This window comes from Nocardia sp. NPDC058633 (assembly GCF_042717045.1).
Classification (GTDB): domain Bacteria; phylum Actinomycetota; class Actinomycetes; order Mycobacteriales; family Mycobacteriaceae; genus Nocardia.
On the sequence record NZ_JBHXRA010000001.1, the window covers coordinates 149,000 to 167,855 of the forward strand.

Genomic DNA, 18,856 nt, shown 5'->3' on the forward strand with positions numbered 1-18,856 from the left:
GTGACGCCGGTCTGTTCAGTGAGCCGAACCGGCCACGGCAGAGGAGCGTTCGTTTTGTGCAGTTGATATCGCCGCGCGGAGCGCTGGCGGGGGGCAACGACCGCACGTATCAGGCAGCGGGAAGGAATTGTCCGTGGAATTTCTCGAGCCCGGCGATCTTCTCGGCGATGCCGGCATCGGGTCCGCTGTAGTACATCCACGGCATGGTCAGGGTGTGGGTGACACCGGCGTCGGCCGCGCGCTGGAACTGATCGGGTGTGAACGCATCGGTCAGTGGCGCGATCACGGTGAAATCGGTGGTGTCGCGGCCTTGTTCGTGTCTGAGGCGGTGAAGTCGGGTGGCGGTGTCGATGGCTTCAGCGGTGGTCATCAGGTCCCCGATCCAGCCGTCGTTGCGGGCAGCCCGGGCCAGAGCCGCATCGCTGAGGCCGCCGACGAGGATGGGTATGGGTGGGGGCGTTGGACTCATCTCCAAGCGCGGAAACTGGTAATACGTACCTTCGAATTCGGTCCATCCTGGTTGCCACAGCCTGCGCAATACCGTGATCATTTCATCCGTCCGGCGGCCCCGTCCGGTGAATTGTGCTCCGAAAACGTCGAATTCGTCCTTGCACCACCCCACGCCGAGTCCGAGTTCGACACGCCCGCCGCTGATCAGCGCGGCGGTACCGACGACCTTGGCGACGGTGAACGGATCCCGCAGGGGTGCGACGTAGACGGTGGTGACGAAGCGCAGGTTCTGTGTCACGGTCGCCAATGCCCCGGCCAGCACCCACGGGTCCGGCCACGGGGTGTGCGGGGGCCACCGGCGTTGCCCGTCGGAGGTGTACGGATACGGGGTGGAGATCTCGGCGAGGTTGATCAGATGGTCGGGGATCGCCATTCCGTGGTAGCCGAGCGCATCGGCGGCTTGCGCGATGGGGATGATCTCCTCGACGGGTAGGTAGGCAGTACTGATGTAGAACTTCACCGCTACAGTCCCTTTCGGTCAGGTTCCGCAGGTGTGACGGGGTCCGTGATCGGGGGCTGTTGGAGGAATCGGACGCCGGTGAGTTCTTCGGCCGCCGCCCAGAGCCGGGTGGCGAGGGCGGGGTCCTGTGCGCGGCGCGAGATCGCCACTGGGACCGGTCTTCCGATCAATTCCCAGCGGCCGCCGGGACCGAAGAAGTCGGCTCCGCGGGCGTCGGTGTCGAGGGCGGCGCGCAGGATCGGTTGTGCTCCGGCTGCGGGACTCTGGGTGAACCATCCGGTCAAACCCGTCAGGCGGGGGTGATACACGAGCTGTATCAGCCGATTCTGTTGTTGCAGAATGCTGGTCCGAACTCCGCCCGGGTGCGCGGCCAGCGACAGCGTCGATGCGCCGACCGCGCTGAGCCGTCGTTGCAGTTCGATCATGAAGGTCATCGACGCCATCTTCGACCGCGCGTACGCCACCGCCGGGTCGAAGCCACGATCGAGGGTCAGATCGTCGAAGTCCAAGCCGGCGTTGCGGCGGCGGTGGGTGATGCTGCTGACAGTGATGATCCGCCCGGCGGGCGCCGCGGTCAGTGCATCGATCAGCCCGCCGGTCAACGCGAAGTGGCCCAGGAAATTCGTGCTGAAATCGGTTTCGAACCCGTCGACGGTGTAGGCGTGCTCGCGGGCCATCACCCCGGCGTTGTTGATCAGCAGATCGATCACCGGCCATCGTTGCCGCATCAACTGCGCGCACGCGGCGACAGATGCCAGGCTGCTCGTATCGAGTTGCACGACAGCAACATCTGATCCCGGTGCGGAGGCGAGAATATCTTCGCGTGCCGCGTTCGCGCGGTCCAGGTTCCGGCAGGCCAGCACTACCGTGGTGTGCCGAGCGGCCAGCGCACGCGCGATCTCGAGCCCTATGCCCGTGTTGGATCCGGTCACCACGGCCACTCGGCCGGCCTGGTCCTGCGCCTGGGCCATAGTCCACTGAGGCTGATCTGCGGTGCTCAACCCCGGCCTCACAGCTCGACTGCCGGGACCGGCCACAACGGGCTGCTCATCTGCGTCAGCCCCGGGTAGTGCCCTGGCAGCGGTCCACTGGCGGCGGCATTGACCCGCGCGGTCAATTCGGGAGTGTTGGTGTGGTCCTTGAACATTCGCGTGACAGTGCTCGCGGCGATACCGGCATCGAAGACGTCACGCTGCCACGCCCAGGTACGGCGTCCGCTGTACTGGAACCAACTACAGCCCAGACTCGGGATTTCGTAGGGTTGGCCTTCCGGGTCGGCGAAAGTGCTGCGCTGACGCCAGAATCCGACGACCTGGCCGTTCGTCTCATCGATGACTGCCGTCTGATACGGATAGATCCATCCTTGGAATCCCAGCATCTCGGTACCCAGGGCCAGGTCACGAATTTCCTCACGTCCCGTTGCCATGAACTGGTCCGACGCCGAATACGACCACCCATAAGTCGCGTCGGGTTCGTAGTGATCGGCCATGACCGTCCAATCACCCAAATCCTGGGCGCGCCGGTTGACCTCTAGCCAGCTCTGCCAGAACGATTTTATCTCGCCACGATCGAAACTCATGCCTGCATTCCTCATTCATCTCTCGAACCACGTCGACGACGCGGAAAACGTTCGATACCGTGCCCTGTCCGGGCACGCTCAGCGTTCTGATGCGTTGGCGGCCAACAGCAGTCGCGCGACTCGGGTCAGCCGCAGCGACATGCCCTCGTAGGTGGAGTAACCCATACCCGCCTGCACCATCGCGCCGCTGACAGCGATATCGAGCGCGTCGAGCACGTCCTCGGAACAGCCAGGCCCGGCCGCGAGTCGCACGCGAGCACTCATCGCCGCCCCGATACGGTTGCGCACCTGAGCGACATCCGGGTCGCGGCTGAGTACTGCCGCGGACGCGGCCACGCTCAGCTCCGGTTCGGCTGCGGCCAATTCGCCCAACTCGGCGAACACGGCCGCCAGGCGTTCCTGCGGGGTGCCCGAGACCACCGGAGTCTCGCACCACTGCTGTACGCGTCGCCAATAGATCTCGGCGACCAGATGCTGTTTGGCCGAGAAATACCCGTACGCAGTGGCGTGGGTCAGCCCGGCGCGTCGGCACACCTCACGCATCGAGAGCTGTTCGTACCCCTGCTCACACAGCACCTCGAGACCTGCGTCCAAGAGTCGATCCACCGTCTCGGACGACCTGCCTTTCAGCGCCCGCTTTCCCATGCTTACCATGGTTTCTTACAGTAGGATAGCCACCTGTAAAGTTCAATAACTAAAGTTCGGCCGCGATGCGAATGGGGTGAAACCACCCGGCGTAGTCGCGGGGGGAGTACCGGCCCACCCTCGACCGCCGTGGTCTCTCCGCTCCGCCGCTTACAGCGCCTCGCTAGAGATCCGGAACACCGTCCGCGAACTCGCCTGAGACTCCGGATCGTTCGCCCGCGCGGATCGCTGCCGCGATGCGGTCCACATCGGCGCGTTCCTGTTCCGGCAGTGGCGCTCCCGCGGTGTGGCGTGCCGCGGTGGCGTCCGCGAGCAGTGCCGTCGCCTGTTCGAAATCCCCTGCGAGGGCGGCGGCTCCGGCGAGTCCTTCCAATGCGAGGGCGATCGCGCGGGGGTCGCCGGTGCGGCGGGCCACCGCGATTCCCTCTTCGTGTAGCGCGCGTGCCTGTTCGGGATCGCCGCGCAATTCGGCGATGAAGCCGAGTTCGGCGAGGCTGTGCGCGACGCCTGGTGCGTAGTCGACATCCCGATTCCAGTCCAGGGACGCGCGGGTGTGGCGTTCGGCATCGTCGAGGCGGCCCGCACGTCGGGCGCCGATGCCGAGACCGACCTCGGCGAAGACGCGGCCGAGTTCGTGGCCCTGGCTCACCGACAGCTCGAGCGCGCGTTCGTGGAGGCGGCGCGCTTGGTCCAGATCGCTCGCGAGCAGGGCGAGTCGGCCCAGACCGGACAGCATGTCGGCGACCTGCGGCCATACCCCGAGCTCTTCGGCCTGGCACAGACCGTCGCGGTACAGGCGAGCGGCTTCGGGGTAGTCGCCGATGATCTCGGCGCGGCGGGCGAGCAGTTCGGTGGCGCGCAGCTGTCCCCACCGATCGCCGAGGTTCGCGAACAGGCGCGCGCTCTCGGTGGCGTCGCGGGCCATGGCGGGGAGATCTCCGCGCAGCATGGCGTGGTGGGCGGCGGTGCTCAGGGCCGCGGCGATGCCCCAGTGATCCTCGGCCGCAAGGAATCCGGCGAGGGCGCGCTGTGCCAGCGTGTCGCTGACCGCCTGGTCGCCGCCGCCGAGCAGCGCCTCGGCGAGCAGCCATTCGGTGAACGCGCGGCCCGCCGGATCGTCCACCTCGTCGAACCCGGCCAGCCCTGCCGGCACCAATCCTGAACGGTCCGCGTCGCCGGCGCCGAGCAGCATCAGCGCCGACCGCCAGCCGTTGGCCCTGGCCCACAGCGTGGGCGCGGTCTCGCGGGCGGTGGCCAACGCGGTGTCGAGCAGCCGCACACCCTCCCCGATGCGGCCACGCAGGAACCAATACCAGGCCATCGCTTCCACCAGCCGAAGCGCGAAGACACTACTACCGCGACGCGACGAAGCCTCAACGGCGGCACGCAGATTCGCGTACTCGACGTCCATGACTGTGAGCCATCGCCGCTGGTCGGCGCCGCGTAGCCGGTCGCGTGCCCGCTCGGCCAACGTCGCGTAGTAATCGTTGCGCAGCTCGTGCACCAGGTCGGCCTCACCGGCCTCACTCAGCCGCTCCGAGCAGTACAGCGCGACCGTTTCCAGCAGCCGGTATCGCGGGCCGTCGTCGGTGTCGGTCGTCGTGACGAGCGACCGGTCCACCAGCCGGGCGAGCAGCTCGAGGACCCGGCGGCGAGGGAGTTCCCCGATCGCGCAGATGCACTCCGCCGCCGCCAGCCCGAAACCGTCGGCATGCACCGAAAGTCGGCGCAGCACAGCCTGTTCCGGTTCGGAGAGCTGTTCCCAGCTCCAGTCGATCATCGCGCGCAGGGTCTGCTGGCGATTCGGCCCGCCGCGGTGTCCGGCGACCAGCAGGTCGAACCGATCGTCCATCCGGGCGGCCAGTTCCCGCACACCGAGCGCCCGCACTCGCGCGGCGGCCAGCTCGAGCGCCAGCGGGATTCCGTCGAGTCGGCGACAGATAGTGGTGACGGCCGCCGCGTTTCCCGCGTCGAGGGTGAAGCCGGGCGCCGCGGCCGTCGCGCGTGCGGTGAACAGGCGGATCGCGCTGAACCTCGGTAGCGAGTCGGGGCCGATATCCGCTGGGGAGTAGGGCAATTCGAGCGCGGCCACCGGGTAGACGGCCTCGCCTGCCACGCCGAGTGGTTCGCGGCTGGTGGCCAGCACGCGCAGTTCGGTTGCCGAGCGCAACAGCCGCTCGGTGAGCTCGGCGACCACGGCCACCAGGTGCTCGCAGTTGTCGAGGACCAGCAGCACCCGCTTGCCGCGCAACGCGCTGATCAGCTGGTCGAGCGGACCGGCAGGGGAGCGGGCGTCGTCACGGATGCAGAGCACCGCGTGCACGGTGTCGATGATGCTCGCGCGCGCGGCGGCGGTCTCCTCGATCCCGGCCAGCTCGACGAACCACGCGCCGTCGGGCCGGTCGGTGAGCAGGGTGCGCGCCACCTCGATTGCCAAGCGGGTCTTGCCGACACCGCCGGGCCCGACCAGGGTCACCAAGCGATGCGCGCCGACCAGCGTCCGCACGTCGCGTGCTGCCTCGGCCCGGCCGATCAGCTCGGTGAGCTGGCCGGGCAGGTTCGTCGCGGCGCCCGAGCGAGGCGTGAGCAGCGGGTCATGGGCCAGGATCGCCCGGTGCACGGCGACGATCTCAGGACTCGGATCCACGCCGAGTTCGGTGCGCAGTCGCGTGCGCAGCTCGGTGAACTCGGCCAGCGCGTCACTCTGCCGTCCGGCCCGGTACAGCGCCCACAGGTGCGCCGCGCGCAAGCGTTCGCGCAGTGGATGTTCGGCGACCAGCGGCGCCAATTCGCCGACCAGCGCGACGTGTTCGCCGAGTTCGAGCAGCGCCTCGGCCCGCGATTCCACCGCGGACAGCCGCAGCTCGTCCAGCCGGGCGATCTCGACCTCCGCGAACTCCGCGTCGGCCACCTCCGCGAACGCGGGGCCACGCCACAGCTCGAGCGCGGCGGTCAGGGCGTCGGCCCGCTGCCGGGGGTCCGGGTCGGCGTGGGCGAGCAGGTCCTCGAAGCGGCCCGCGTCCACCGCATCGGCTGTCACGTCGAGGCTGTATCCCGCGGGCCCCGACACCACGAGGGCCCGCGCGTCCGGCTCGGCGGCGGCCAGCGCGCTGCGCAGTTGCGAGACTTTGACCTGCAGCGCCGCCGCCGCATCCCGCGCAACGCGGCGCGGCCACAGCACCTCGACGAGCCGATCGGTCGACACCGAACGTCCACGATGCACCAGGAGCACGGCCAGCACCGTGCGCACCTGCCCGGCCGGAATCGTGACCGGCTCGCCCTCGTCGGTCCACACCGTCAACGAACCGAGCACACCGAACCGCATGGCCGTGACGATACGGACCGACTTTTCCGGGCCGTGTAGGGCGGCTGTAGGAGCGGCGTAGGCCGCACCGGCGAAGGTCGTGACGACAACAACCCGACCGGAAGGCGGACCCGATGCCCGCAACTGATCTCTTGCGCGTGGCGATCATCATCGGCAGCACCCGAACCCAACGATTCGGGCCGACGGTCGCCCGCTGGTTCCATGGTCACGCCGTCGAGCACGGCGGGCTCGACCTCGACCTGATCGACCTCGCCGAGACCCCGCTCCCCGCCGACCTCGACCAGCCCGACGATGTTGTCGCGGCGCTGTCGAAACGTTTGGCGGGGGCCGACGCCTTCGTCATCGTCTCGCCCGAATACAACCGCGGCTATCCCGCCGCGCTCAAGGCCGCCATCGACTCCTACGTCGACGAGTGGAAGGCCAAGCCGGTCGCGTTCGTCTGCTACGGCGGTGTTTCCGGCGGACTGCGCGCCGCCGAACAGCTGCGCCAGGTCTTCGGCGAACTGCACGCCATCGCGATCCGCGACACCGTCAGCTTCCACTCGTGCTGGAACAAGTTCGACGACGCCGGTGAGCCGCTCGACAGTGCCGGAGCGGGCGCCGCCGCCACCGCGCTGCTCAACCAGCTCACCTGGTGGGCCCGCGCGCTGCACGAGGCCCGCGAAGCCCGGCCCTACCCGCAGTAGAGAAGGACACCGTCATGAGACGTCCCGCCACCACCCTCGCCCTGCTCGCCTTCTCCAGCTTGATCACCTCGCTGGACTTCACGATCATCTACGTCGCCCTGCCCGATATCGCCCGCGACGTCGGATTCTCCGGTCACTCCATGCAGTGGGTGGTCAGCGCCTACGCCATCTTCTTCGGCGGCCTGCTGCTGCTGGGCGGACGCTGCGCGGACCTGCTCGGCAGGCGGCGGATGTTCGTGCTCGGCATGGTGGCGTTCGGTATCGCGTCGCTGCTGGGGGGCTTGGCCACCACCACGATCGCGCTGATCGCCGCCCGCGCGATCCAGGGCATCGGTGCGGCCCTGTTGTTCCCCGCGACGCTCTCACTGGTCAACACCATGTTCGAGGAGGGCAGGCAGCGAATTCGGGCCCTCGCGGTGTGGGCGATGGCCGGTGCGGGCGGGCTCAGCCTCGGTGCCCTGCTCGGCGGGGTGCTGACCAGTGCGTTCGGCTGGCAGGCAGTGTTCTTGATCAATGTGCCGCTGGTCGTGGTCGGCGCGGTGGCGGCGTTCCCGCTGTTGCGCGCCGACGGTCCGCGCGACGGAGGCCGGTTCGATGTGCCCGGCGCGCTCACGGGGACCGTCGGCGTGACGCTGCTGGTGTTCACCGTGGCGCAGGGACCGGAATCCGGCTGGACCTCGGCGCCGGTCCTCGGCGGTGGCGCGCTCGCGGTGGCGCTGCTGGTCGCGTTCGGAGTCATCGAGTCGCGCAGTGACAACCCGCTCATGCCGTTGCGGCTGGCCCGCGCGTTGGGGCCGGTGCTGGCCGTCATCTTCGTCTTCGGCGCGACCATGCAGAACATCGTCTACTTCCTCACGCTGTTCCTGCAGAACGTGTGGCGCTACAGCGCGCTGGTCACCGGGCTGGTGTTCCTGAGCCTGTCGTTGGTCATCGCGGTCGCGAACTTCGTCGCCGAGCGGCTGATCGGGCGGTTCGGCATCCGCGCCACGCTGATCGTCGGGCTGCTGCTCGGCGCGGTGGGTGGCGCTCTGCTCGCCGCGGGGATGATCGTCGACGGTTCCTACCGCACGATCGTGGTCGCAATCCTGGTCTACGGCGCCGGGATGGGCACCGTCTACCCGACCATGTACGCCGCCGCGGGCACCGGTGTCGCCGAACAGGAGCAGGGCACCGCGGGCGGGATGGCCAACACCGCGATGCAAGTCGGCATCGGCGCCGGACTCGCGGTGCTCGTCGGAATCGCGAACGCGGGCGTGACCGACCTCGACGGTGACGTGCTGCGCACGGCCACCGCCGACGGTTTGCGCAGCACGGTCGTCGTCGCCTCCGCCCTCACCCTGCTCGGCCTGCTCGCGGCCTGGTCGCTGCCCGATCGGCGCGCGGTGCCGGTCGAGGGTCCGACGCCTCACGCTCTTGACCTCAATAAAGGTTGAGATTTTATCGTCGTTCGTCAACAACGAGATCGGAGAATCATGACAATCGCGCTCTTGGGTTTGGGTGAAATGGGTTCCGCGCTGGCCGCCGCCCTGCTGGCGGCCGGACACCCGCTCACCGTCTGGAACAGGTCGCCCGAGAAGGCCGAGCCGCTGGTGGCCGCGGGCGCCCGGTCGGCGACGTCACCGGAAGCGGCGGCGCGTGCGGCCGAGTTGGTGATCGTCAACGTCCAAGACGGCGCGGTGGCCGGGAAGCTGCTGCAAGCGGCGGGCACCGCCCTGGCCGGGCGCACCGTGGTGAACCTGACCGACGGCCCGTCCGAACAGGCCGGGGCCGCAGCGGATCTGGTGACCGACCTGGGCGCGGACTACCTGCACGGCCAGATCATGACCATCGCCCCCGCGATCGGCTCACCGGAGGCGGTGATCTTCTTCGGCGGCCCCCGCCCGGTCTTCGACCGGCACGAACCGGTCCTGCGGGCACTCGGCGGACGCGCGACCCACGTGTCCACCGACCCCGGCGTGCCACTGCTGTACGGGATGGCATTCCACGACATCATGTGGGGCCTGCTGAACGGATTCCTGCACGCCGCGGCGCTGCTGCGTGACGCCGGCATCCCGATCGGCCGCTACACCGAACAGGCGCAGCCGTCCCTGGCGGCGCTGCCGTCGCTGTTCGGGCTGTTCGCCGGGGAGATCGACCGCGCCGAATTCGCCACCCCGTTCGGCGCCCTCAAACACCACCTGCCCTCCATCGACGACCTGATCGCCGAAAGCGATTCCCGCGGAATCGATGTCGTGCTGCCGACCTACACCAGGCGACTCGTCGCCGACGCCCTGGTCGCCGGCCACGGCGACGACAGCTACTCCCGACTGGTCGAACACTTCGGCCGCCGACCGGACCGCGCGTGAGCGTCTGGGGTGGTGCGGACCTGGACATGGACGCGTATCTGGCCCGCATCGGCTTCACCGGTGCGCGCGCTGCGACCCTGGCGACATTGCGCGAGCTGGTCTATCGGCACACCACGACCTTCCCTTTCGAGAACCTCGAGATCATCCTGGGTCGGCCGGTCCGGCTGGACGTGAAATCCATGCAGGACAAGATGGTTCGACACCGCCGAGGCGGTTACTGCTTCGAGAACTGCGCGTTGTTCGCCGCGGTGCTGGAACGGCTCGGCTTCGGCGTCACCGGCCTGGCCGGACGGATCTTCCTCGGCGCGGATACCCGCCTGCTCCCTGCCACCCACGCCCTGCTGCGCGTCACGACGGCCGACGACGAACGAGCCTGGTTGTGCGACGTCGGTTTCGGCTCCGGACCACTGGAACCGATCGAACTGACTCCCGTTGACGGCGAATTCAGCGCTGGTGCATGGCGATTCATGCTCGAACGCGACTCCGATGTGCTGGGCGGCGGCCTGTGGACCCTGCACCACTTCTCCCGCAACGGCTGGCTCACCCGCCGCACCTTCACGATGAACCCGCAGTACCCGATCGACCAGGTCGTCGGCAACTACTACGTCTCGACGTCCCCGCATTCGCCGTTCACCACCCGTCCCATCGCGCAGCGCCTGCACCCGCAGGTCCACCACATGCTCGACGGACTCACCGTGCACACCAACTACCCTGACGGGACCGGCGAGACCCGGGCGGTACGACCCTCCGATGTTCCGAGGATCCTCACCGAGATCTTCGACATCGAACTCGACGCCACGGACGTGGCGACGCTCATCGACCACCTCGACACAGGAGAACTTTCATGAAGAACAACATCGTCGCGGCAGTGCGAATCGCGGCCGCCGCAATCTCGGGCCTTGCCTTCGTCGCGATCATCGGTTCCGGCACCGCCCAGGCAGCGCCCCAGGACTGCGTCGTCGAACGTGACCTCTTCGGCGCCTCGGCGACCTGCCAACCCGACGGCGGCAGCAACTACGTCCTGCGCGTCGAATGCGTCGGCCTCTACGCCAACGGCCCGTTCCCGCTCTACTCCATCGGCCAGTACCACACCCTCAGCTACCCCTTCACCCCCACCGGCGAGCGCATCACCACCGGCTGCACCGGGACAGGCCCCGGCGTCGTCGCGGTGACCACCAACGCCTACGTCGAGGTCTACCAGCGCTAGCGCACCCCGGCCCGACCCGAGCCCTGCTGCCCGCGCCAGTGGGTCCGAGTACCACCTGCGCGCGGCGGCGAGCTCGGCGTCGAGGCAATGTCATCCACCGCGCGAGCCGGTCCGGGTCGTCGGAACCCAGCTCGACATGGCACGTGGACTTGTCGACCACCTCGATATCGACCGGGACGGGGGTACCGCCTCTTGACCTGGGCAGGTCGGACGGGAGCACCCATTTTCTGGAAGCCCTTGCGACACTGTCAGTGTGGGGGTCAGGGGTTCGAGTCCCCTTAGCTCCACAGAAATAGCAGGTCAGGCCCCCGTTTACCCCCGTTTTGGTCCGGCTTTCCGTCGATACGGCTTGGGCCGTCGGCGGGGTGGGTTCTACGATGCGGGCATACCAGCGCATTGTGCGCTCGGTCGGGGTTGCCCGTGATTCCACTCTTCTCCAACCGTGGGCCAGAAGTGGATTAACAGCCGGTGCGGTCCGATAGGGAAAAGTAGCAGCGCCGTGGTCATCAAGCTGAGCCGCTTCTTGCGAGTCCAGTCGGGATATCCGAGATGAAGGACTGGCTCGTCGCAAGTGATGAGCGGTGTGGCGCTCGAAGCCAGCCAGAACGTCCGGGCAGAAAAGTGCGGAACCTCCATGGCCCGCCAGGTATGGATGGCCATGTCGATCGCTGCGGTCTGCGGGTCCTTGCGTCGGGTTCCATGATTCGATGGCGTTGTTGACTGAGCGTACGCGTGGTGTTCGCTGACTCTGTAAGCCGACGAATACCGCGAGGTTGTGGGTGATGGCCTTATCGGTGATCGCGCCGTCGGCCTTCACGCTCGGACTCGATGCGTGCCCGGATGGCGTCTACGGGCCGTTCGGGCGGAGTCGGTTCGGGCCACACGATCGCGCCGAACAGCACGAGTAGCGGCAGGCCGATCGCGATGGCGAAACCGAGCGCGGTCATCACCCGTCCGCCCTGACCCCGGTGCGGTCCGACGGCAGGGCCTGCCCGTCGCGCTGCTCCGCTGCGGTCAGCCACGCGGCCACGTTGTCCAGCGACCCGTGGCAGACGACCCGGAACGGGCTGTACAGCTCCCACCCGTATGGCGGTTCGGGTGCGCGCCGGATCGCCATGGACCGCAGCGCGGCCCGTTTGGTCAGCTCATCGAGGCGGTTCTGTATCGCCTTGCTCATCGGTCCCCCTGGTGGGTTGTGCGCCCACCGCCGGGGAACCGGTACCGGGCCGATTCACTACCCGGCGGCGGGGCTGAGACCAACCTTTCCGCCGACCGGTGCCAGGTAGAACGGTTCTTCGGCTACAGCGCGTCTACCACTCATAGCCCGGCTACCGTGTGTTGTATGGATTCCGGCCCACCCCCCGCCGTCGTCGGGGCACAGCTGCGCGCGGCCCGTGAGGCAGCGGGGTTCAGCCTGGCCGAACTGGCCGATCGAGTGGCCTACAGCCGGGCGGCGCTGGGCCACTATGAGACCGGGCGGCGCGTCCCGACCGCCGATGTCGTCAGGGAATACCGACGCGCGTGCGGACCGCTGGACGCGGTGACGACGGCTGAAGCACTGGGCCGTGCCGACCTGGACCGCCGGGGATTTCTTCGCACTGCTGCCTACAGCGCGTCACTCGCTGCCACCGCCCTGCTGCCGATGCCCGAACACGCGCGCCTGGCCGCGATCGGTGACGGCACCGGCACCGGCGCGGCTGACGTGGCAGCGGTGCGCGGGGTGACGGACGCGCTGCTGCGGTTCGATGAAGTGCGCGGCGGCGGGTCCGGGCGTCCGGCGATGACGGCGTTTCTGTCGACCGACGTTTCTGCCCTGCTCCGGTCCCGATTCACCGATGCTCACGTTCGTGCCGAAGCATTCAGCGCGGCATCGGAACTGGCCTACGCGATCGGGTTCAGCTCCCACGATGTCGGCGCGGACGGGGCGGCGCTGCGGTACTTCCTGGCCGCGCTGCGCCTGGCCGAAGAGTCCGGCGTGCCCGGACAGGATGGTTTCGTTCTGCGGATCATCGCCTTGCACGCAGGCGACGTGGGCATGCCGCAGCACAGCATCGAGCTGGCCGAGCGGGCGGTATCGCGGGCACGCGGTCACGTCGACGTGGATGCACAAGCGGTGTTCGATGTCGCGCTAGCTCGGATGTACGCCGAAGGCGGAGACCACCGGGCGGCGCGGGAGACGCTGCGCGGGATTGATCCGTGGCTGACGCCGACCACGACGACCGAACTGCCGCGCTGGTTGTCACTGTTCTGCCCGAACAAGGCATCGGTCAGCCGACAGGCGTCGAAGGCGTTCGCCGCGCTCGGTGATCTGAATGAGGCCGAACGGCAGTTGCACATGAGCGCGGCGGCCTGGAACCCGGAGACACACACCCGCATTCGGGCGCTGAGTGAAATCGAGACCGGACTACTGCGCTGGAAACTCGGACGCCATGAAGACGCAGCCCGGTTGTGGCGGGCCGCGCTGCCGGTGGTGGCCGGTGTGGATTCGGACCGCACCCGCAAGGCGGTCGCCAAGGTCGCTGCCGTCGCGCCGGAGGTGGCTGTGTGAGGCGCTGCGGTGCCGACAACGACGAACGACCCCGGGCTCATCATGAGCCCGGGGTCGTCCTGTGTCGCACACCTGTTCGTCGTGTCCTACGGGTGTCCTAGGACGCTCGACTACGGATCGACACTTCACACTGGCAATGTGGGGGTCAGGGGTTCGAGTCCCCTGGGTCCACAGAAGTCGTCACAGGACCCGGGGACGCAGGTGGGTCAAGGTGAACAGCGGAGTCAGCGGCCGTAAGGGAATCGGCGGCACCCACCCGCCGAGCAGGTCCACTCGGTGCAGCCGGGCTTCGATCACCCGGCCGATACCCATCTGGTCGATCGGATCACGTTCGGAACCATGTAGTTCCAGGGTGAAGTCCTCGATCCGTCGGACCTCGATGACGCTCTCGCGCGGAGTGAAAGCCACCAGCCAAGACGGGAACAGGCCGGTGATTCCGGCGATATTGCGGTGCGGCCGCGCGAGGATCGGCGGCGGGTCGCAGATGACCTCGCCGAGGCGTCCGCCCATGCTGAGCAGCGGGTGCCCGCGCCGCGTGGCCTCAGCGTGAATCTCGGTCTCGGTGAGCGACCAGTCGATCTCGCCGAGTTTCTTCGGATAGCCGAGCAGTTCACGGCCGATGATGAGGGCCACGTCGTCGTCGAGGATCATCCACGGACAATGAATTCCGGTGCCCTGCAGCGTTTTTATGTGCACGAACAGTCCGGCCTCGTGGTAGCCCGGTGATTCGACATTGTTGTCCGGGAACCAGGCGGTGAAGAAGTCGGCGCGGGCCGGTTCGGCCAGTCGCACCCCGGCGGGCAGCCACTGCTTCATGTGCTCGGGGTCGATTTCCACCGTGGCACTGAAGTAGTGGGCATCGCGGTAGAGGCTCTGTCGCGGGTCGGCCATGGTCCGCAGGCGGTGCAGGTCCGCGCCGAGGGAACGACCCACGGAACGAATAGCGGGTTCCCAGGCCATATCACTTCACCTTTCGATACACGGTGCGCAGGATCGGCCCGACCAGCCCGCGCGGTGTGTACTGCCCGCCGAGGGTCTGTACCTTGGCGAAGACGCCGGGGACCACGCGACGGCGACCGGCGGCCATACCCGCGATGGCTGCCGCCGCAGCCTGATCCGCGCTCACCCACAGTGGGCCGGGAACCATGCGATCCAGCTTCGGTGCCTCGGCGACCTCGGTGTATTCGGTGCGGACCGGCCCCGGGGCGAGCAGTGTGCACTGCACGCCGGTCCCGGCGAGTTCGCCGTGCAGCGACTCGGCGAGGGTATTGGCGAAGGCCTTGGATGCGGCGTAGGTCGCGTTGTGCGGTCCGGGCTGATTGCCCGCGGTGGAACCGGTGATCAGGATCGCGCCCGCGCCGCGTTCGACCATGCCGGGCAGCACCGCGAGCGTGAGATCGTGCACCGCGACAGAATTGAGCTCTACCTGTTGCCGTTCACGGGCCGTATTCGCGGTGGCCAACTCGCCATAGGTCGCAAAACCTGCGTTGTTGCACAGCACGGCGATATCGCGCCCGGCGAGTTCGTCGCACAGTTTCGCGCGCTCATCGCGTTGCGCCAGGTCGACCGCGCGGATCTCGATCTCTACGCCGTTGTCCGCAACCAGTCGATCGGCCAGTTCACGCAGGCGATCCTCGCGACGGGCGACGAGTATCAGCGAATACCCGTACTGGGCAAGGCCTTCGGCAAGCGCATAGCCGATGCCGGAAGAGGCGCCGGTGATGACGGCCCGTGAATCGCGGGTGGGGGTGGGAAGGCTCATCGGTGGCTCCTCAGCGCTCAGAACTGGGTGAGCGCGCGGGCGCTCACGGTGGTACCGGCGGCGATCAGGGTGCGGACCGCACCCGGCCCGCCGACCTGGGTTGCGCCGGCCGCGATGCGCCGGAACTCGCCTGCGTGCCAAGCGAGTTGGAGATAGGAGTTGATCGGATCGGCACCGGGCAACGGAATTCGCGGCGCGGTGGGCAGTGTCTCGGGTTCCCGGGTACCGGCGAGCAACTCGGCCGCGATACCGGGCCGTACGGCGAACGGGCGACCCAGCCCGATGACATCGACCGCACCCCGGCTCAGCACCTCATTCATGAAGTCCAGGGTGCGGATGCCACCGGTGAGCATGAGCGGCATGGTCGAACGCGCACGCAGTTGCTCGGCGTAGCGCAGGAAGTACGCCTCGCGTTCGCGGGTGTTGTCGGCCACCACCCCTGTCATGGCGGGGGCCTCGTAATTGCCACCGGAAATCTCCAGCAGGTCGATTCCGGCCTGCTCCAAGGCGAGCGCGACACCGAGCGACTCGTCTTCGTCCAGGCCCCCGGCCTGAAAGTCGGCGGAGTTGAGCTTCACCGAGAGAATCGCCTCGGGGCCGATGGCCTTGCGCACATCCGCCACCACCTCGAGCAACAGACGTCGGCGGTTCGTCGGGTTGCCGCCGTACGCATCGCCGCGCTGGTTGGCGACCGGGGAAAGGAACTGCGACAGCAGATACCCGTGTGCTGCGTGCACCTGGACGCCCGCAAAGCCCGCTGCTACAGCGAGTTCCGCGGTGCGCGCGTAGCGGCGGCGCAGATCGGCGATGTCGTCGAGCGACAATTCGCGCGGCTTACGCAGGTTGAATCCCACCGCCTGCGGGCGCAGCGCCGAGGGGCCGACCGGACGGCGATGCAGCGGGCCGACCGCGACCCGGCCCGGGTGGTTGATCTGCATGAGCATCACCGAGCCCTCGCTCGAACCGGCACGCGCCCAGTTGCTCACGGCCTCGAGATGCCGCTCGTCCGTCAAGGTCACATTGCGCGGCTCCACGTAGGCGCGCCGGTCGATCATGACATTGCCGGTGACGAGCAGGCCCGCGCCACCACGACCCCAGGCCCGGTAGAGCCGGGTCAGGGTCTGGCTGGGTGCGCCGTCGATCGCGGCGAGCTGTTCGCTCATCGCGGCCTTGGCGATGCGATTGGGCAGGGTGACCCCGCATGGCAGGGTCAGCGGACTGCCGACTGCGGTGGTGTGCGTGGTGCGCTTCTCGGCGGGCATGTGCGGGCTCCTGTGGTTGTGGAAAGAGTGCGGGTCAGGCGATGTGGCGCGCGACGGCGAGGATCGGGCGCAGGACGGCCCCGGTCAGGCCGCGCAGAGGGGGCGAGGGTTCAGGTGCGCTCGATGAGTCCTGCTGCGGTGCGGGTTCATCGAGCACCGAGGGTGTCGACTCGGCGGCGCCGAGCAGCAGCGTGCGCAGGGTCGACAACTGGGTCAAGGTGCGCACCAGCCATCGGCCGCGCAGTACGTCCCAGCGCAATTCCGGGCCGCCTGCCAGGATTTCGCTCGACGCCTCGGAGATGTGGGCGTAGAGATCACCAACCGGTGTGGACAGGCGCTGTTGCAGCAGCGAGGTCTCGGCGAGCAACCGGGCGCTGTTCGTCAACAGCATGCCCGCACCCGAGCGCGGCGCGACCAGTCCGGCGAAGTACAGGTTGGCCACCCCCGGCGCGAAGGTGTGCGAGATCAGGCGCGGCTGACTCTTTTCCCAGGTCAGCAGGCCCTCGCGCAGGAACGGGAAGGTGGTCCTGAAGCCGGTCGCCCACACGATGGTGTCGAATTCCCCGCTGGTTCCGTCGGTGAAATGCACTGTGCGCCCATCGAATCGTTCGATCTCGGGGCGCACGGCGATGCGGCCGTGCTTGAGGAAGTACGGCAGTTGCTGGTTGACCACCAGGTCCTGATCGAAGATGCGGTGCGTGGGCTCGGACAATCCGAAACTCCGAAAGCTGCCCATCCCGACTGCGACGATCGTTCGGAAAACCAACTCCTGCAACAGTTTCGGCACCGGGACCGAACCCACATCGAACTTGCTGCTCGGAATGCCCAGCACGTACTTGGGGATGAACCAGTAGCTGCGGCGCAGCGAGATCTCCGAGTTCCCGAAGGTCACAGCGGCCTCCACGGCCAGATCGCATCCGGAATTGCCCGCCCCGACCACCAACACGCTCGGTCCGTCCAGGTCGGCCGGGCGCTTGTAGTTCTTGGAGTGGATCTGCGTGCCCGTGAATTCTCCTGGATAAGAGGGGATATGGACGTCCCAGTAGTGCCCGTTGGCGACCACGACTCCGGCGTACTCTCGAACTTCCCCGCTCGCGAATTCGACCCGCCAGCCCGCCAGGCCCGTTTCGTCGAGTGGCGCGACATCGGTCACGAAGGCACCGAATTCGATCCGGCGGTCCAGCCCGAATTCCGCGGCGAACGCGCGTAGGTAGTCGCGCATCTGCGCGGCACTGGGGAAATCCGGGTAGCCGCTGGGCATCGGATAGTCCGGGTACTGGGTGACGTCTTTGGAACTGATCAGGTAGGTCGAGTCGTACACGCCGTGCGACCAGTTGCCGCCGATCGAGTCGGTGGCCTCCACGTGGTCGTAATCCAAGCCCAGATCCGCATACGCCTTGGCCACCGCCAACCCGGTGTACCCGGCTCCGATGATGCAGTATCGGCGCGACATTGCGACCTCCCATAAAAGCTACAGTCGGTGTAGCTACAGTGGGTGTAGTATTTGCTCAGGCGCGGGCGATTGTCAAGCCTGCCCGACGGAAGAGAAGGTGAAAGGCGGGATGGCCGAACGACGTGGCCGCGTGTACGCACCGCGGATGGCCCCCGAAGAGCGCCGCGAACGGCTCTTGGCCGCAGTCCTGCGCGTCATCGTCGAGCGGGGTGTGCACAAGATGTCCATCGACACCGTGGCCAAGGAAGCGGGCGTCAGCCGCCCGGTCATCTGTGAACTGTTCACCGACTCCGAGCAGTTGCTGCGCGCCTGGCTGGACCGAGAAGAAGCCGCGGCCCTGGCTCAGATGTCAGCCGCGGTGCCCTTGGCCACCGCGGGCGATCCGGTCCAGGCCGCGACCTCGTCCCCACCGCGCGTGCGGCAGCCTGGTCAAAGGTCCTTGGTGAGGGCTCGGTAGTCGTCGATTCGGTGCCCTGTCCGCCAGGGGCGCGCCGCGCCCGAGGACGCCCAGTGCCACCACAACGACGGATGTTTCGCCACGATCGGCAGTACCGGGAGTGGGTCGAAGTAGTTCATCCGCTGGATCGCTTTGCCGTCGCGCAGGATCATCCGGTCGATATTGGGCCACTCGATCCGGTGGCGCCCCACATGCGCCAGCAGCCGGAATTCGATGAAAACCACCTCGTCGTCACCGCGCCACCGGTCGACGTGGGCGCGGAGGTCGGGCAGGAATCGCCAGATCTGCGCGAACTCTCGTTGTGCCGCGGCGATGCCGTGCATCGGTGGGGACAACGGCTGAGTCAACACCACGTCGGGATGCAGGATCTCGGGAATTCGATCCACGGACGGCCGGGCCCAGAAATCGGTGAAATTCGCGACGAACTGGTCAGCGGACATGCGGCTCCTCTCGTCATCTCGACGCTAGCGGGCTCGCGGGTTCGGCGCGACCACCCTGGGGTGGATTCCTTCACTGTTGTGCGCGAGATTCGTTGTGGCGCAGCATATCTGAACGATTGCTCTGCAAGAGTCGGTCCATCGAGGTCGGCGCGGGTCTTCCCATAAATTAGAGGATGT

At 67.7% G+C, this 18,856-nt stretch carries 19 protein-coding genes; 7 read left to right on the forward strand and 12 right to left on the reverse strand.

The features are described from left to right. Positions 1-109: 109 nt before the first annotated feature. The 5 genes from ACFWUR_RS00675 to ACFWUR_RS00695 form a co-directional block, all read right to left on the reverse strand. Entirely contained in the window at positions 110-970 is an 861-nt protein-coding gene (locus tag ACFWUR_RS00675) for a TIGR03619 family F420-dependent LLM class oxidoreductase (protein WP_378899687.1), read from the reverse strand. A 2-nt stretch (positions 971-972) separates the two neighbouring features. Then, positions 973-1,941 carry an oxidoreductase gene (locus ACFWUR_RS00680; protein WP_378899690.1) on the reverse strand — a complete coding sequence of 323 codons (969 nt, stop codon included), beginning with the start codon at positions 1,939-1,941 and terminating at the stop codon, positions 973-975. 38 nt (positions 1,942-1,979) lie between these two features. Further along, complete coding sequence (locus ACFWUR_RS00685; RefSeq protein WP_378899693.1) at positions 1,980-2,549, reverse strand: nuclear transport factor 2 family protein; 570 nt, start codon at positions 2,547-2,549, stop codon at positions 1,980-1,982. A 78-nt stretch (positions 2,550-2,627) separates the two neighbouring features. Next, entirely contained in the window at positions 2,628-3,143 is a 516-nt protein-coding gene (locus ACFWUR_RS00690) for a TetR/AcrR family transcriptional regulator (RefSeq protein ID WP_378899695.1), read from the reverse strand. 214 nt (positions 3,144-3,357) lie between these two features. Beyond that, the gene (locus ACFWUR_RS00695) at positions 3,358-6,519 is read right to left on the reverse strand and encodes a BTAD domain-containing putative transcriptional regulator (protein WP_378899697.1); all 3,162 of its coding nucleotides are present in this window, start codon (positions 6,517-6,519) and stop codon (positions 3,358-3,360) included. Between the two features lie 113 nt (positions 6,520-6,632). Here ACFWUR_RS00695 and ACFWUR_RS00700 point away from each other — a divergent pair, with 113 nt between their 5' ends. Genes ACFWUR_RS00700 through ACFWUR_RS00720 form a run of 5 tightly spaced genes read left to right on the forward strand, consistent with a single transcriptional unit; the run spans position 6,633 to position 10,757 of the window. Then, positions 6,633-7,205, forward strand: a complete 573-nt coding sequence (locus ACFWUR_RS00700) for an NADPH-dependent FMN reductase (RefSeq protein WP_378899699.1) — start codon at positions 6,633-6,635, stop codon at positions 7,203-7,205. Positions 7,206-7,219: 14 nt separating this feature from the next. After that, a complete protein-coding gene (locus ACFWUR_RS00705) occupies positions 7,220-8,638 on the forward strand; it encodes an MFS transporter (RefSeq protein WP_378899701.1) in 1,419 nt (472 codons plus the stop codon). Positions 8,639-8,677: 39 nt separating this feature from the next. Continuing rightward, complete coding sequence (locus ACFWUR_RS00710) at positions 8,678-9,550, forward strand: NAD(P)-dependent oxidoreductase (protein WP_378899703.1); 873 nt, start codon at positions 8,678-8,680, stop codon at positions 9,548-9,550. Further along, the gene (locus tag ACFWUR_RS00715; protein WP_378899705.1) at positions 9,547-10,398 is read left to right on the forward strand and encodes an arylamine N-acetyltransferase; all 852 of its coding nucleotides are present in this window, start codon (positions 9,547-9,549) and stop codon (positions 10,396-10,398) included. Before ACFWUR_RS00710 ends, ACFWUR_RS00715 begins: the two co-directional genes overlap by 4 nt. Further along, complete coding sequence (locus ACFWUR_RS00720; RefSeq protein ID WP_378899707.1) at positions 10,395-10,757, forward strand: hypothetical protein; 363 nt, start codon at positions 10,395-10,397, stop codon at positions 10,755-10,757. The genes ACFWUR_RS00715 and ACFWUR_RS00720 overlap by 4 nt, the downstream gene beginning before the upstream one ends. Positions 10,758-11,545: 788 nt before the next feature. On the opposite strand, the gene ACFWUR_RS00725 is transcribed toward ACFWUR_RS00720, so the two are convergent. Together ACFWUR_RS00725 and ACFWUR_RS00730 are read right to left on the reverse strand one after the other, a co-directional pair. Further along, positions 11,546-11,704, reverse strand: coding sequence for a hypothetical protein (locus tag ACFWUR_RS00725; protein WP_378899709.1), 159 nt, complete (start codon positions 11,702-11,704; stop codon positions 11,546-11,548). Continuing rightward, positions 11,704-11,934 (reverse strand): hypothetical protein, encoded by a 231-nt coding sequence (locus ACFWUR_RS00730; RefSeq protein WP_378899711.1) that lies wholly within the window; start codon positions 11,932-11,934, stop codon positions 11,704-11,706. Before ACFWUR_RS00730 ends, ACFWUR_RS00725 begins: the two co-directional genes overlap by 1 nt. Positions 11,935-12,099: 165 nt before the next feature. On the opposite strand from ACFWUR_RS00730, the gene ACFWUR_RS00735 reads away from it, so the two are divergent. Further along, entirely contained in the window at positions 12,100-13,305 is a 1,206-nt protein-coding gene (locus ACFWUR_RS00735) for a helix-turn-helix domain-containing protein (protein ID WP_378899712.1), read from the forward strand. A 180-nt stretch (positions 13,306-13,485) separates the two neighbouring features. Here ACFWUR_RS00735 and ACFWUR_RS00740 read toward each other — a convergent pair whose 3' ends face one another. The 4 genes from ACFWUR_RS00740 to ACFWUR_RS00755 are packed head-to-tail and all read right to left on the reverse strand — an operon-like array spanning position 13,486 to position 17,782. Then, complete coding sequence (locus tag ACFWUR_RS00740; RefSeq protein ID WP_378899715.1) at positions 13,486-14,265, reverse strand: acetoacetate decarboxylase family protein; 780 nt, start codon at positions 14,263-14,265, stop codon at positions 13,486-13,488. Position 14,266: 1 nt separating this feature from the next. Next, on the reverse strand, positions 14,267-15,067 hold the full coding sequence (locus tag ACFWUR_RS00745) for an SDR family NAD(P)-dependent oxidoreductase (protein WP_378899718.1): 801 nt from the start codon (positions 15,065-15,067) through the stop codon (positions 14,267-14,269). A 17-nt stretch (positions 15,068-15,084) separates the two neighbouring features. Next, positions 15,085-16,329: an NADH:flavin oxidoreductase/NADH oxidase family protein gene (locus ACFWUR_RS00750; RefSeq protein WP_378899721.1), complete on the reverse strand. Its 1,245-nt coding sequence runs from the start codon at positions 16,327-16,329 to the stop codon at positions 15,085-15,087. Between the two features lie 34 nt (positions 16,330-16,363). Then, entirely contained in the window at positions 16,364-17,782 is a 1,419-nt protein-coding gene (locus tag ACFWUR_RS00755; protein WP_378899724.1) for a flavin-containing monooxygenase, read from the reverse strand. 109 nt (positions 17,783-17,891) lie between these two features. Between ACFWUR_RS00755 and ACFWUR_RS00760 the strand changes: the two genes are divergently transcribed. After that, positions 17,892-18,239: a TetR/AcrR family transcriptional regulator gene (locus tag ACFWUR_RS00760; protein ID WP_378899727.1), complete on the forward strand. Its 348-nt coding sequence runs from the start codon at positions 17,892-17,894 to the stop codon at positions 18,237-18,239. Here the strand turns inward: ACFWUR_RS00760 and ACFWUR_RS00765 are convergent. Next, complete coding sequence (locus tag ACFWUR_RS00765; RefSeq protein WP_378899730.1) at positions 18,212-18,679, reverse strand: nuclear transport factor 2 family protein; 468 nt, start codon at positions 18,677-18,679, stop codon at positions 18,212-18,214. The two genes, ACFWUR_RS00760 and ACFWUR_RS00765, sit on opposite strands and share 28 nt — an antisense overlap. Between the last annotated feature and the right edge of the window lie 177 nt (positions 18,680-18,856).

What these genes read in the sequence shown, in the direction of transcription:
- ACFWUR_RS00680 (WP_378899690.1), bottom strand. Translation starts at nt 1,941, where the DNA reads ATGGCCCAGGCGCAGGACCAGGCCGGCCGAGTGGCCGTGGTGACCGGA.
- ACFWUR_RS00685 (WP_378899693.1), bottom strand. Translation starts at nt 2,549, where the DNA reads ATGAGTTTCGATCGTGGCGAGATAAAATCGTTCTGGCAGAGCTGGCTA.
- ACFWUR_RS00695 (WP_378899697.1), bottom strand. Translation starts at nt 6,519, where the DNA reads ATGCGGTTCGGTGTGCTCGGTTCGTTGACGGTGTGGACCGACGAGGGC.
- ACFWUR_RS00700 (WP_378899699.1), top strand. Translation starts at nt 6,633, where the DNA reads ATGCCCGCAACTGATCTCTTGCGCGTGGCGATCATCATCGGCAGCACC.
- ACFWUR_RS00705 (WP_378899701.1), top strand. Translation starts at nt 7,220, where the DNA reads ATGAGACGTCCCGCCACCACCCTCGCCCTGCTCGCCTTCTCCAGCTTG.
- ACFWUR_RS00710 (WP_378899703.1), top strand. Translation starts at nt 8,678, where the DNA reads ATGACAATCGCGCTCTTGGGTTTGGGTGAAATGGGTTCCGCGCTGGCC.
- ACFWUR_RS00720 (WP_378899707.1), top strand. Translation starts at nt 10,395, where the DNA reads ATGAAGAACAACATCGTCGCGGCAGTGCGAATCGCGGCCGCCGCAATC.
- ACFWUR_RS00725 (WP_378899709.1), bottom strand. Translation starts at nt 11,704, where the DNA reads ATGACCGCGCTCGGTTTCGCCATCGCGATCGGCCTGCCGCTACTCGTG.
- ACFWUR_RS00730 (WP_378899711.1), bottom strand. Translation starts at nt 11,934, where the DNA reads ATGAGCAAGGCGATACAGAACCGCCTCGATGAGCTGACCAAACGGGCC.
- ACFWUR_RS00735 (WP_378899712.1), top strand. Translation starts at nt 12,100, where the DNA reads ATGGATTCCGGCCCACCCCCCGCCGTCGTCGGGGCACAGCTGCGCGCG.
- ACFWUR_RS00740 (WP_378899715.1), bottom strand. Translation starts at nt 14,265, where the DNA reads ATGGCCTGGGAACCCGCTATTCGTTCCGTGGGTCGTTCCCTCGGCGCG.
- ACFWUR_RS00745 (WP_378899718.1), bottom strand. Translation starts at nt 15,067, where the DNA reads ATGAGCCTTCCCACCCCCACCCGCGATTCACGGGCCGTCATCACCGGC.
- ACFWUR_RS00750 (WP_378899721.1), bottom strand. Translation starts at nt 16,329, where the DNA reads ATGCCCGCCGAGAAGCGCACCACGCACACCACCGCAGTCGGCAGTCCG.
- ACFWUR_RS00755 (WP_378899724.1), bottom strand. Translation starts at nt 17,782, where the DNA reads ATGTCGCGCCGATACTGCATCATCGGAGCCGGGTACACCGGGTTGGCG.
- ACFWUR_RS00760 (WP_378899727.1), top strand. Translation starts at nt 17,892, where the DNA reads ATGGCCGAACGACGTGGCCGCGTGTACGCACCGCGGATGGCCCCCGAA.
- ACFWUR_RS00765 (WP_378899730.1), bottom strand. Translation starts at nt 18,679, where the DNA reads ATGTCCGCTGACCAGTTCGTCGCGAATTTCACCGATTTCTGGGCCCGG.